General features: G+C 33.4%; 10 protein-coding genes and 2 pseudogenes. 2 read left to right on the top strand and 10 right to left on the bottom strand.

Annotation, left to right across the window (positions count from 1 at the left end; genetic code table 11):
- Nucleotides 1-60: 60 nt before the first annotated feature.
- From MHH59_RS30130 to MHH59_RS30140, 3 genes are all read right to left on the bottom strand, one after another.
- Complete coding sequence (locus tag MHH59_RS30130; protein ID WP_340853677.1) at nt 61-1509, bottom strand: serine hydrolase domain-containing protein; 1449 nt, start codon at nt 1507-1509, stop codon at nt 61-63.
- A 313-nt stretch (nt 1510-1822) separates the two neighbouring features.
- Nucleotides 1823-3766 carry an FtsX-like permease family protein gene (locus MHH59_RS30135; RefSeq protein ID WP_340853679.1) on the bottom strand — a complete coding sequence of 648 codons (1944 nt, stop codon included), beginning with the start codon at nt 3764-3766 and terminating at the stop codon, nt 1823-1825.
- Nucleotides 3738-4511 carry an ABC transporter ATP-binding protein gene (locus tag MHH59_RS30140; protein WP_340853680.1) on the bottom strand — a complete coding sequence of 258 codons (774 nt, stop codon included), beginning with the start codon at nt 4509-4511 and terminating at the stop codon, nt 3738-3740. The genes MHH59_RS30135 and MHH59_RS30140 overlap by 29 nt, the downstream gene beginning before the upstream one ends.
- 827 nt (nt 4512-5338) lie before the next feature.
- Here MHH59_RS30140 and MHH59_RS30145 point away from each other — a divergent pair.
- Nucleotides 5339-5932 carry a DUF4030 domain-containing protein gene (locus MHH59_RS30145; protein ID WP_340853682.1) on the top strand — a complete coding sequence of 198 codons (594 nt, stop codon included), beginning with the start codon at nt 5339-5341 and terminating at the stop codon, nt 5930-5932.
- Between the two features lie 338 nt (nt 5933-6270).
- Here MHH59_RS30145 and MHH59_RS30150 read toward each other — a convergent pair whose 3' ends face one another.
- A complete protein-coding gene (locus tag MHH59_RS30150) occupies nt 6271-6843 on the bottom strand; it encodes a hypothetical protein (RefSeq protein ID WP_340853684.1) in 573 nt (190 codons plus the stop codon).
- A 13-nt stretch (nt 6844-6856) separates the two neighbouring features.
- Nucleotides 6857-6994, bottom strand: a pseudogene (locus MHH59_RS30155) (transposase); the annotation flags it as partial.
- Nucleotides 6995-8262: 1268 nt separating this feature from the next.
- Between MHH59_RS30155 and MHH59_RS30160 the strand changes: the two are divergent.
- Entirely contained in the window at nt 8263-9693 is a 1431-nt protein-coding gene (locus MHH59_RS30160) for an IS4 family transposase (RefSeq protein ID WP_340853777.1), read from the top strand.
- Nucleotides 9694-9950: 257 nt separating this feature from the next.
- Here the strand turns inward: MHH59_RS30160 and MHH59_RS30165 are convergent, their stop codons facing one another.
- From MHH59_RS30165 to MHH59_RS30185, 5 genes and pseudogenes are all read right to left on the bottom strand, one after another.
- Nucleotides 9951-11378, bottom strand: a complete 1428-nt coding sequence (locus tag MHH59_RS30165) for an IS4 family transposase (protein ID WP_340853685.1) — start codon at nt 11376-11378, stop codon at nt 9951-9953.
- A 173-nt stretch (nt 11379-11551) separates the two neighbouring features.
- The gene (locus tag MHH59_RS30170) at nt 11552-12178 is read right to left on the bottom strand and encodes an ABC-2 transporter permease (protein WP_149191162.1); all 627 of its coding nucleotides are present in this window, start codon (nt 12176-12178) and stop codon (nt 11552-11554) included.
- Nucleotides 12171-13040 (bottom strand): ABC transporter ATP-binding protein, encoded by an 870-nt coding sequence (locus MHH59_RS30175; RefSeq protein WP_097914508.1) that lies wholly within the window; start codon nt 13038-13040, stop codon nt 12171-12173. Before MHH59_RS30175 ends, MHH59_RS30170 begins: the two co-directional genes overlap by 8 nt.
- Nucleotides 13041-13042: 2 nt before the next feature.
- Nucleotides 13043-13417 (bottom strand): GntR family transcriptional regulator, encoded by a 375-nt coding sequence (locus MHH59_RS30180; protein WP_340853690.1) that lies wholly within the window; start codon nt 13415-13417, stop codon nt 13043-13045.
- A gap of 349 nt (nt 13418-13766) precedes the next feature.
- Nucleotides 13767-13928, bottom strand: a pseudogene (locus MHH59_RS30185) (DNA cytosine methyltransferase); the annotation flags it as partial.
- Between the last annotated feature and the right edge of the window lie 80 nt (nt 13929-14008).

A 14008-nucleotide genomic window follows, 5' to 3' on the forward strand; every position in this document is an offset into this window, starting at 1 on the left:
TCTTCTGTTTTTTAAATTAAGGATATCGATAAATTAAGATTTATTTACTTAACATTGTACTTATTTTCGGACCGAGGCATCTAATCGGTGAGTATATACAAACCAAGTAATGCTTGCTGTTAATAATGTTGACGAAATTAAAGCTGTAAGAACACTATATGTTTGCCAAATAAGTATCGTTGACCAATCGAAGGCAAAAAACATTATACACTGGGCAATCGTAGCGATTAGGAAAATAATTGTTACGATTGTTCTCTTTTTTGTCATTGGCTGCTGCTCATTCGTTTTCCTTTTTCTTAATCCTAAGAAAAATAACAGAACGGCTAATAGGCAAAGAATAATTGTGGTAGACGACAAAATGATGTCCAAAAGCTGTGTGCCACTTATCTCATATGACTGAGTTAGATTGCCGTTTAATATATTTTTAACTTGTAGTACCAGGTTTATATTGGTATTTGCGCCGTTGCTCAGTAAGCAGATGGCTGTTCTTTCATTTGGCAGTATGGCTACTTTGGTACTAAAATTTGGATTACCCCCAGTGTGTTCTATAAACGTTTGTTCGGCGTTTACCGACCAACCTGCCGCATAATACATATCATTGACAGCCGAAACAGACATATCACCCCTATGTGATTTTTCGATGGCCCTGTGAAATATTTCGGGTATGTCCTGCACGATACCCATCTGTATGCCCATCCAACGCGCCATATCTTTTGTATTAGAAATGATATAGCCGGCAGGTTTATTCCCAGTATAATCCGGAGCGTTAAATGGAGTTGTTATAAAAAAGGAAGAACGGTAACCCTGTGCTAACTGTCCAGTGGCTTGAGCATCTTCTTTATAAACATACGTCTGGTGAAGACCTAAGGGTAGAAATACCTGCTCCTTCATAAAGTCTTCATAGCTTTGTCGTGATACAATCTCAATAACCAAACCCAATACGTCATAATTAACGGTTCCATAGTTATATTGTTCACCAGGAGAGAACGCCAATTCTGCATCTACCAGCGTTTCCACAGTCTTTTGCAACATATCAGGCGTATTACCTTGTGGAATATTTTGAAGATGTCTAATATTTGTTAGGCCGCTGGTATGGTGAAGAAAGTTATTTAATATAAGGTTTTGCATATCAACAGGTTTACCTTGATACTTTAACGTAAACCAAGGTAAATATTTTTGGATAGGGTCAGTCATTGATAGCAGCCCTTGCTCTTCCAATAGCAAAATCCCCATACCAGTAAAAGCTTTACTCACCGAGGCCAACTCATAGAGTGTATTTTCACTTGCAGACAGTCCCTTTTCAAGATCTGCATACCCAGAAGAAAAGTAGAACACTTCACCATCAGCAAGTATTGAGAGTGACATTCCAGGCACACCTGACGTACGACAGGCATCATCTAGCAATGCTTGTATTGCCACAGATTTCGAATCTGACAACGCATAACTTTGTGTTGCGAATCCTGAGAATAATATAAATATCGTTAATACAAAAACAATAGTCTTTTTCATACACTCTCCTTTCTGAAGAATTATAAGGGTATAAATAACTTATTTTTATAACTATAAACTAAATTCTGATTTATATTTCTATTTATCTATATAATATCAAATAATTGCGAAGAGTTACACTTAAACTAACGGGGGCGTTAGTTTAATAAGAAGTAAACAACTTTATTATTCATTTTTTAAGCATTACATAAGCAGATGGATATAATTTGAAACAACTTTAAAGAGCCTTGCTGCATATAGAATGTAGTAAGGCTCTTATCTTTTTTAATCAAAATTCAATAACTTTATTATCACTATACATTTGTTTCTCTTTTTATGAATATATTTTTGTACATATGCGTTTTATATAGTGATTTCTAATAATAAGGAAGTAAATAATTTGCATACAAATAAAGCTTACTAATACAACAATTGAGCTTTGAATAACGGACAGTTCTCTACTTACTGTTTGTCCTAATTGGTGAAAAGTTATAAATGCAAAACTGCTGTGAACCATAGCTATTACAATCGGCAAGAAAAATAGAATCATCATTTGTCTTGTCACAATTTGCTTTAACTCTTTTTGTCTTAAACCTAATTTTGAAAGCATCTGATATTGCTCTTTATCACGTTCTAAATCAGTAAATAGACGGAAATATAGAAAGCTTAGTGTAAATACGAAAAATACAATCCCCACCAATACACTTGAAATAGAAAGTAATCCATTTTGTTGTTTCAGTTCAAGCCATTTTACATACAAAGATGAAAAGGCATAATAATCATCTTGACTCGTACCAATGAACTTCATAAGTTTTGTAGAAATTGCACTTGTTTCAGGCCAATTTTTTATGATAAAACCGTATATGGTGTAATCTCGGAGTACGCCTTCTTGTTGTACATTTAGAACTTTACTGTAAACAGCATCAGAGACAATAAAAGGGTTGTCAATCTCGGTGAATTCTGGGATATAAATTGTTTTTTGAACAGAAAGTGGTACTTCTAGTTCGCCATGTTTTAATTCCAATGTTTTTTGATCCTCTGCACTTGTGGGATTTTTCTTTGGTAGTATAGCGATACTTTCAGTTTCATTTGTTAATTTTTCTATTTCATACCCTAATTTTTTTGCGTATTCATTATACGTAGAAAGATTAATTAACACCGGACCGTTTTGTGACCTTTTAAATTTTGTTGCTACAAGTTTATAAGAAAATCCAGATTCTTTTAATTGTTTCTTTATCTCTTCAATATGGGATTTTTCTTGTGTATTTCCATTATCCGATCGATAGGTAAATGCATATGGCGTCGCACTTTTTGCCAATTCAGGATTTGCGATTGCCGTACAAACTCCAATTGCTGTAAAAGATACAGCTGATATAATTGTAACGATAAAGAACGTTCTCGCATTATCTTTCATTCGGAACGCTAATTCTGAAATAACAAGGAGATTGGTTCTTTTAAAGAATGTAGTTTCTCTATTTTTTAAAGTGTATATCACATATACACACAATTGAGTAAAGAAAAAATAGGTTCCACATACAATTAATAAGACACCTACTCCTACGAGTAGAAGTAATTGTTTTAAACTCATAAAATCGACCGCGACGATACAGTAGTGGACGGCGGAGTAACCTGCTCCAATTAAGATTATTGCCAACAAGGATATCCAAACGGACGCTTTCGGCTCAGGTTTTGGTTTTTCCTCTGATTTTATGAGTTCTACAAGTTCATTCATTTTCACCATTTTTGATGTAAATAATGAAATGAGTAGGAATAAAACAAAAAAGGAAATAGCTGTTACTCCCATAGACTTTAATGGAAAGTACAAGGATAATGTATGCTCTACTCCTAATAAAGACCCACTAACTAGTAAAAATAATTTAGAAAAAACCATCCCAAGTCCAATGCCTGCTAGTATAGAAGGGATTCCAATCAACATGTTTTCGAAAAAAATTAATTGATGAAGCTGTTGATGAGACATTCCATGTAACATTAATAATCCAAACTCTTTTTTTCTATTTTTTAAAAATGCGCTAACAGAATAGAAAATAAATAAGAAAGAGAAAACAAAGATTAAGTAATACGATAGTTGAAATCCTATTTTCCCAAATGTATTCATTATGGTACTTGCATGAGTCAGTTCGCCTTGTAGATTTGGATGAAAGACAAGTAGCCCATAAGTAAAGAAAATCATTACCGCAAATGTACTACTAAAAAAATGTCCAAGATATATTCGTTTATTCCGTATAACATTATTGAATGCGAGCTGTCGAAAAGTCATGTTTATTCCCTCCTAACATAGAAAGAATGTCCATAATATTTTGATAAAATAACGAACGATTGTCATTGTAGAAAATTTCATTATATAACTCTCCATCTTTAATAAAAATAACGCGGTCACAGTAACTTGCAGCAACTGGATCGTGCGTTACTAACATCATTGTTGCCTTTTCCTCTTTATTTAATTGTGTTAATATCTCCATTACATCTTGAGAAGCTTTAGAATCTAAGTTTCCTGTTGGCTCATCGGCAAGAACCAATTTAGGAGCATGAATGAGTGCACGGGCAATCGCTGTTCGCTGTGCTTGTCCTCCAGATATTTCATATGTTCGTTTATTCAAAATTTCACTGATTCCTAATTTTTTTGAAATAGATTCTACTCGTTTATTTATTATTTTCACATTCATACCATCTAATACGAGCGGAAGAACCATATTCTCTTTTACTGTTAATGTATGCAACAGGTTAAAGGATTGAAAGACGAATCCTAATTCCTGTCTGCGAAATACGGCCAAATCATTGGGTGATAGTTGATAAGGATTTTTACTATTAATGAATACACTACCTGATGTTGGCGAGTCAATAGTAGAAATCATATTCAATAACGTTGTTTTCCCACTACCAGAAGGACCCATAATCCCAACAAATTCTCCTTCTGTAATTGTTAAATTAATATTTGAAAGTGCTGTATGTGAAACCTTGCCTGTGTATTCTTTACTAAGATCTTTTACTTTTACTATTTTCATATGAGAAATTCCCTCCAAATTTACACACTAAGAATGAGCGTCGATAGATGATGCCTGCCAACATTTTTATTTTTTTAAAATACGAGTAATTTACCATTAATTGTTGGTCTAGTTTCGTATTTCCTTATTTAAGCTGTAATACTTGGTCGAATGTTTTAAGCACTAAAATAACTTGATATTGCATCACAGGTATTTCATGAATGTTTCTGTTATTCATTGTAGTAGTAAGAGTGTTTTTCTCATATTGAATTGTCTTACATTATACTTACATGCTTGTCATATTTCTGAAAATACAGTTTATAAGGTCCTCGGCAACGATTCTTTTTTGGGGAGGTAACAAAGAGGGATTTTTTATATGCACTTTACTATACCGAACTAGATTTCGGTATAGTTTTTATTTGCAATTCATTGTGTCTTCTTTACCAAACACTTATAAAAATCAATAGTATGAAAGTAAACTACTGGGTAAAAGTTTACTTTCGGATTTTGAATCATTTATAGCTAATTTTGTAATAAATTTCTCAATATAGATATACTTGCGAATTATGGATTTAATATTCAAAATTAACAAAAATTAAAGTATAATAAAAATATGATGGTTATCACTTATGTTTACTCCTTGTGCTGAAGATAAGATCGTATTCTCCGATCTTATCTTTTTTTGTTTGTAGAAATTTAATGCAAAAAAATAGAATCCTTGTGATAAGGATTCTGCAACAGGAAATAACAGACTTATAAGAAATTGAATGTAGTATATACAAAATATGATTACCACAACAATTATAATAAATGATATAAAGACAAGAATAATTTAGGAGGTTATTACGATGAGAAAAGGAAAAAGATTATTTGTACCTCTATTTTCCCTCGTTTTATTGTGTTCCTGCCAGAGTGATATAGAGGAATCAAAAAGTGAAGGTTCAAAAGTCATGGATACTGTTAAGAATACGGTAAATGAAAAATCTTTTCTTAGCACTTCTATAAGTGAAGAAAAAACAAGAGTATTAGATTTAGAAGTAGCTGATACTGAAAAAACAGAAAAGGTAAAAAAGGAAATTAATACTCAGCTAAAGAACCAAGGTATTCAGCCGTATACAATTAATGTAACTGAAAAAAATATGGATATTGTGAAGATAGAAAATAGATGGGACAAAATTTTCGGTTATATTTTCGATGATGTGTTTATAAAAAACGAATATAGTTTTGGAATCCAGCAAATGAACTTTGAAGCAAAACAACCTTATATTCTAGCTATACATACAAAAATAAATAATTCTGATCCAGAAGCCAAAGAATTTGGAAGGAAAGTAGAAAAAGAAATTGATGATTTGCTCAAAACAAAGAAAGTAAATAAGTGGGTTGGAAATGATTCATATACTATTGAAATTTATAGTGAAGATAAGCAAAAAATTAACTTATAAGGGTTTCGCTACATGTCCATCAAGTTTTTAAGGGGTACAGCCGAGATACATGTAATTTTGAGTCATAGCCTTACTTTTATTTCCAAACACAATCAGAACGAGGGGTTTCTCTAAGATTTTTGAACCTAATATCATACACCCTAATCACACAATTGAAACGAAGTATTTTCAGTAGATAACTAATGGGTGATTAGGGTTAACCCCTAATAGACAAAACGATATTTAGTTATAAGTTCAATAGGGCTTATTTTGGAAATAAAAGTAAGCCTATGATCTATTTTTATACGTATCTCGGCTGAACCCCAATATTAGTTTAAATTTATTATTCACTACATTTTTTAGCATCTAGTCTTTCCTTTGATATATTGTTCTTTTAAATGAATATCTGTTTTAAAATTCATATACTCTTCATCAAGAATATCATTTGGTATTTTTGTTTTCTGATTTAACTTTAATATTCTTAATATCTTGTTTTTCATCTTACTATTTTCAATTTGAATCTTTTGTTTGCATCTACAAGCAGAACAAACCCAAATATCTTCACTATGCATAGGCTCAATTTTTGCATATATTGTTTGGAGGTTTAAATGTTTGGCAATACAGGTTCTATGTTGACCATCAGTAAATTCATAATGACCACAATGTCTTTGGTGCATTCTAATGGAGTAAGCTTCTTTTTGAAAGGTTATATTCTCAAAATAATTCATTTGGAATAACCTCTTAGCTAAATTACGACAATACAGTACATCACTTTCATCAGTTATTCCATCCTGTTCGTGGATACTTTCTGCTTCACTTTCGCTTAGATATAAAGAACATTTTCCAGATCTTAATTCATAGCAATCATATGAATTTAAACAATAAGAAAAAATATATTTTGTTGGATTGATTTCTTTTAATTCATATCCCAATGTTATCCTCCATTCTATGATTCAGTTGTACAAATTTTGTATATTCCCTACGAAGCCAATTAGAAATGCGTTCTTTTTGTTGTTGTCTGAGATGCGACCATTTCTTATTTGTTTGACGGATCTGTCCATTAACTTTTATATGATGTTTCATAGACACGCCCCCTATTACTGTCAAAGCGAATATATAACTATCGTAGCACATTGAATCCACAAAATGGAAAAAAACCTGGTAAGGATGTTTATTTTTTTACTTCTAAATACGGTACGTGAAATTATTTAAAGTTCTAATTAAAAGCCCCCATAGACCATAAATCTATGAGAGCTGCCTAAGGGTATTTAGACTTTCGACTCGATTCTATTGTAGCAAGCTTCACCAAATAGCAAAAACATAACGATCCAAAACCAAATAATCAAACTAAATGCACTCTTGAAACCTCCCCAGAGAGGGGTCCTGCCGCATGCCCATCAAGCTAAGAAATTCATTGTTCCCCAAAACGAAAAAAATGACCTAAATTCTCATAAATAATGGTTGTAGTTATATAAAATTTTTGTTTTAGGGATACCTCAAAGTGTTAGCTTAATAAGAATAATACTTAGCCTCCTTTAGATAAAAAAGGGGCTTTTTTACATATAAAATCACATGGGTCTTGATTGAAACTGAACTACCAATAACATTTGAAATAAAATCCCTTTTAATAACTAATGTAGATATATTTGCGAAATATATGAGAGCAACCGCTCAAAAGTAAAATGGTGATTTAAGTTAGCAAAAAGTACTCATCTGAGTACTTTTTCGCTCCATTTACGATGATATAAAGGGGGTTGTAATATACGTATTAATATTTCTTGTTGCTGAATATGTTTAAAAGAGATCGTTCTGCAATTCACAGAATGGTTAAATGAAAATACTTTTATATACGATTAATTTTAGTAATCATTCAACTTGGAAGATGTTAAAATATACCTATATATCTTAGGATATGAAAAAAGGCGGTAATTTATAGATAGTGGGATATACCATTCGAAATTAAGTATATGTATGGAGGGATAGTTTGAAAATATTAAAAGTACTTTACCGTATTTTACTGATAGTATTTCCGGTATTTCTATTAATTTTTTCTATATTGAATCTCAGTGCAAGAGCCTTTGGTCAACCAGCTAACTTTGATTACTATTTAATATGGGTATTAATTTTTTTACTTTTAATAGGGTATATTGTTCAGTTCTTTTCAAAATATAGAATAGTTGGATTTATAATTATTTTGGTTTCACCCATAATAATTATAAGTTGCTCGGTCTTTTTTCATCAATATTAGGGGTCCCGCCCTATCGCTATCAAGCTAACAAAACTAAACTTCCTCAAAATGCAAAGATACGCTATTCTTTTTGTAGAAACATACAGAAAGGATGGCGTTTTTGATGAACCCTATCATTTCAAATGAACTGAATCTTTTTGCACAAGAGCTACAATACTTTTTATCTCCAGTAGTCCTACAAGATATCGCCAGACAAGTTGGCTTTGTACAGCGATCTAGTAAGTATCAAGCAAACGAACTCATTACCCTTTGCGTATGGCTCAGTCAAGAAATCGCTAGCACATCACTTACACAATTGTGCGGTCAGTTAGAAGCCTCAACTGGGGTATTGATGAGCTCAGAAGGATTGAATCAACGCTTTAATCCAGCAGCTGTCGCATTTCTTCGAGAAGTCTTTACTTCTCTTCTCAAACAAAAACTCTGTTCAAATCACTCACTTTCTGCACACGTGATCTCTACTTTCAATCGTATCCGTATTTTAGATGCAACAGTGTTTCAACTGCCTGATCATTTCGCCACTGACTATCAAGGTTCAGGTGGAAGTAGTAATACGGCAGGCGTGAAAATCCAATTGGAATATGATTTACTTAGTGGTCAATTGCTTAACGTGCAGCTTGGACCAGGAAAGAATAATGATAAAACATACGGTACCATCTGCCTTGAAACCGTAGAGGCGGACGATTTATGTTTACGTGATCTTGGTTACTTCGATTTAGGAGACTTACAAACTATCCATGATAAAGGGGCTTACTACATCTCGCGGTTGAAGCTGAATACAAGGATTTATATCAAGAACCCTGAGCCGGAATACTTCAACAACGGCACGTTAATAAAGCAAACAGAATACATCCAGCTTGATATGACACAAATGATGTTGGGTCTAATCCCTGGTGAAACGATAGAAATTCCCGAGGTATACATTGGCCAAAATCAGAAACTTCCAGCACGTGTCATTATCCATCGTTTAACCGATGATCAAACGCAAACACGCCTGAAAAACCAAGCGATACGTGAAAAGAAAAAAGGCATTGTCATGAAGGATAAAAGTAAACGTTTAATGGGTATGAATGTATATATCACGAACACTTCTCTAGAAGGGGTACCAACGAACTACGTGCACTCACTGTATTCACTTCGTTGGCAGATTGAAATTTTGTTTAAAACGTGGAAGTCATTTTTTGAAATCGATGAATGTAAAAATATTAAAAGAGAACGCCTAGAGTGCCATTTATATGGACAACTCATCGGCATTCTCCTCTGTTCTTCTACGATGTTTCAAATGCGACAGTTTCTGCTTGAAAAGAAAAAGCAGGAGCTGAGTGAATACAAAGCGATTTATATGATTAAAGATTACTTTCCGTTACTGTTTCAAGCGATAGCCATTGGCACAGAAGAACTTTTGAAAATTTTGCATCGTCTTTATCTACTGCTCAAAAAGAACGGTCGTAAATGTCATCGGTATAAGAAAATGACCGTCTTTGATATTTTAGGGATTGTGTATAAAACGACGGTGAAGTATAGACAAACTGCCTAGCGAAAAAATCACGCTTTAATAGGCTTCTTTAGTATGCCTACTTTTCTATCAATTGCTAGTCTTAAACCAAGGATCGCTTCATATCTAGTAAGTTACTTGGTTAGCTTGATGGGCATGTGGCGAGACCCCATCGCTATCAAGCTAAGCTTATGCAAAGTCAATTTTAGGCGAGATTGTTTCTTTTTTCTAAGGGGCAAGTGTAGGTGATTGAAAGATTTGCATACGAAATAAACCCTAATGGGTTTCACTTTTTTGAATTAAGCGGCTTGATTATCAAACATGGAATTGTAAACGACACCTAATATATCAAAGACCGTTTTTTTCTCATATCGATGAGATTTCCGCCCGTTTTGCTGTAGGAGATTGAACAGACGAAGTAACACCTTTGATAGCTCTTGGGTGTTTTTTTGTATAGTTTGGAATAGAAGAAGAAAATAGTCTTTAATCATATATATGGCTTTATACTCACTAAGCTCTCGTTTTTTCTTCATGAGGAGCAATTGGCGCATTTGAAACATGATAGAAGAACAGAGTAGAATGGCAATCAACTGACCATATAAATGGCACTCCAATCGTTCTGGTTTTATCTTTTTACAATGATGAATTTGAAAGAATGACTTCCACGTTTTAAATAAAATTTCGATTTGCCAACGCAAAGAATACCAGTCATGTACCTGTCCCATCGGGACAATATCTGTAGGGGTGTTTGTCATATATACATTGATACCACTGAGTCGTTTACTACGAGGAGAATACTTCATTCCTTTCTTTTTTTCTCTTACAGCTTGATCTTGTAATCGTTTTTGTTGCTGTTGTTTTGTTAATCGATGAACAATTACACGAGCTGGCACTTTATCAATCATTCCTACATAAGCATCAGCTATTTCACATGTTTGTCCTGGTTGAAGGGAGCTCATTAACGTCTCCATATCTATCTGTATATACTCTGTACCTTTCTTAATTCTTCCGTCTTGAAAATAATCAGGGTTAGGATTTTTTTGATAAATACGTGTATTCGACTTGATACGAGAGATATAGTAGGCCTCTTTATCTTGTATATATTGAAGGTCTTTTAAATGAAAATAACCTAAATCTCGGATACATAAATCATTCGCTGTCACAGTTGGGGCACACAGAGAGCCGTAAGTGCGATCATGTTGTTTACCTGGACCTGTATGAATATGTAGGAACTGTCCACTTAACAAATCATACTCAAGCTGAATTTTTATCCCAGCCGTATGACTGCATCCTCCTGCACCCGGATAAACAGATGAAAATACATCGGGAATTTGAAACCCAGTTGAATCTAGGATACGAATACGCTTGAACATAGAAGTGTATGGAGAAAAGGGCAGCTTAGTTGAAAATAACTTTTGGTTGAGAAGTTCGGCTAACACTTGTTGTAGAAATTGCACGGCTGTGGCATTAAATCGTTGATTCAGTCCTTCAGGACTGATGAGCACTTCTGTTGACGCTTCTAAACAGCTACATAACTGAGTTAAAGAGGTTTTAGCAACATTTTGACTAATCCATACACATAAAGCTACTAAATCTTGTGCTTGATACTTACTGGTTCGTTGTACAAAACCAACATCTCTAGCAAGATTTCGTAAGAAATTTGGAGATAAAAAACTTTGAATCTCTTGAGCAAATAGTTGTAATTCGTCGGACACAGAAACAGACATAAAAAACGCCATCCTTTCCTATGATTCTATAGAAAGAATAGCGCATTTTTTCATTTGAGGGGAGAACTTTGTTTTATTAGTTTGATAGCTATTGAGTAGCACCAAAGTGTTTAAGAATAAAACTGTACAACAGTTATTTGTTAGGTATTCTATATTTCAGTTAAAAAGAATTTTTAAAAATCAGTACGTTTATAAATTCTCACCGTTAAGAAGTAAGAACCGATAAATATAAGCATGGTAACGATTGAAGCAAGTGTAATTAGTTGATTAATAGTAAATTGTGTAGTAACGCTATATACAAGGTCGGTAATATTTACATATTCCTCAATTGGTCTCCATAAAACAACACATACAGGGAAAATAATGCTGACAGCAGCCATCAAATATTTATTGGTGAAGCGATAGAAAAATGGTAAGTAGATAGACGTAAACAACATGACAGTAAGAACACTAACCACAATTGTCTGTGGAGTTTCAATTTCAACTCCATAAGTCGGGGATGCAACTTGAATTACTGCTTGTATCAATAATGAGAATAGAACTACTAGAATTGTAAACAACACTGTACCAATATATTTTGACATAATAATTTTATTTCTACTATAAGGCAAGCTATTAATAAATTTGTGACTATTATTCTTTTCGTCGTAATAATGTAGATTTATCATATAAGAACCAGCCACCAAAACGACTATGAACCCAAAACTTCCAAACGTCCCTATAAAAAAGCATATACCAAGTAGATAGAGTAAGATCAATAATTTTTGCAATCTAAAATCCTTTAATATTAAATTATACATATTGAACATTCCCCTTTTTTGTATAGTACATAATATCTTCTAATGTTGCTTCTTCAATTAATACATCATTCCCTAATTGCGTACGTGAACGGCTGGCGTTACTTGTGAGTGCTTCAAACCCCATGTTTGTTTCACGAATCCCGATTAATTGTTCTCTGATTTTAGGCGTAAGTAAGGATTTATCCCCTTTTACAGTTGCATATTCTTCAGAAATACTATGTATATCTTTTTCAAACACAATCTCACCATTATGAATAAATACAATATAATCAGCAATACGATCTAAATCAGTGGTAATATGTGTGGAGAAAAAAATTGTTTTATCTTGATCGACCATTAAATCATAAAGGATGTCTAAAAGTTCTCTTCGAAATACAGGATCGAGTCCAGATGTCGGTTCATCCATAAGTATAAATTCAGCATGGTGTGAAAGTGCAAACGCTAGGGAAGTCTTCATTTTCATCCCTGTAGACATCTCTTTCATTTTTATGTTAGTCGGTAACTCAAAGCGCTGTAAGTAGGATTGGAACTGATTTTCATCCCATTTTTTATACGCTGGAGCAATGAATTTTTTCAGTTGATGAATTGTCATATCTTCATAATAGATATTGTCATCGTATACGAATCCTATACGCTCTTTAATAGAAACTTGGTCCTTTTGATGATCTTTACCGAAAACTGTGATATCTCCGCTATCCTTGCTAATAAGATCCATAATAAGTTTAATTGTCGTACTTTTCCCAGCACCATTTGCGCCAATAAATCCCGTTACAAACCCCTTTTTGATGTTGAACGATGCATTTTTTAAAGAAAATCCCTTATATGTTTTTGAAACATTTTTCACTTCTACAATGTTCTCCATTTTTATTCCTCCTCATAAATATGATTAATAATTTGTATTAACTCATCCCTTAATAAATGATTAGCCTTACTCTCTCGAACGATTGTACTGAACTTTTCACGTATTGGATCACTTGGTTCATCCGCTCGTTGTTTCTTTGTTTGTTTTGCAACAAACGAGCCTTTCCCTACTATAGAGTAGATGTAACCCGCCTTTTCAAGTTCTTCGTACGCTCTTTTTGAAGTAATAACACTTACCTTCAAGTCTCTTGCTAATGAACGCATAGAAGGTAACAAATCATCTACTTTCAATGTTTCATTTGATATTTGTAATATAATCTGATCAATGATTTGTTGATAAATAGGAGACTTAGACTTATTAGATAGTAAGACCCTCATGATTCAACTCCTTGCGTCTTAAATGCTTATGAACACATTATACACAATGTGTACAATATATACAATATATACATTTAGGACGGTGTTAATTTTTCATATAGGATACCGTCATATTGATATAAAGACGTTATCCTTTCCTAAGATTTCTCAGAAAGAATAACGTCTTTTTCATTTTAGAGGGTATTTTGTTTTGATAGCTTGATAGCGATATGGCGGGACCCCATCACCATCAAGTTAATTAATTTATTGCTCCATAAAATTTTCTTTATGGAGTTACTTTGAAATCCTAGGTCGATGGGCATTTGTTTTTTTTAGCTTGATAGCGGTGTGGTAGGATCCCTTGTTAATCAGCCTGATTACAAGAAGTATCTAATGTCTGAGCAACACCTTTCCCTCCTCTTCCCCTTCTAGTTTTACTCCCTGGAACAGAATAATTAACACTATCCCCCACTTCAGCTACTGCATATCCTTTTTTTGTAGCTTCTTTAATATGGATTTTATAGCTTTTCATCATTTACACTCTCCATTTAATTCATTTCTAATTAAGCTGCCTTTTTATTAGGAAGTAAAACCCTGGGATCATCTTTGCAT

The organism is Bacillus sp. FSL E2-0195 (assembly GCF_038003645.1).
In the GTDB taxonomy this organism is placed as follows: Bacteria; Bacillota; Bacilli; order Bacillales; family Bacillaceae_G; genus Bacillus_A; species Bacillus_A mycoides.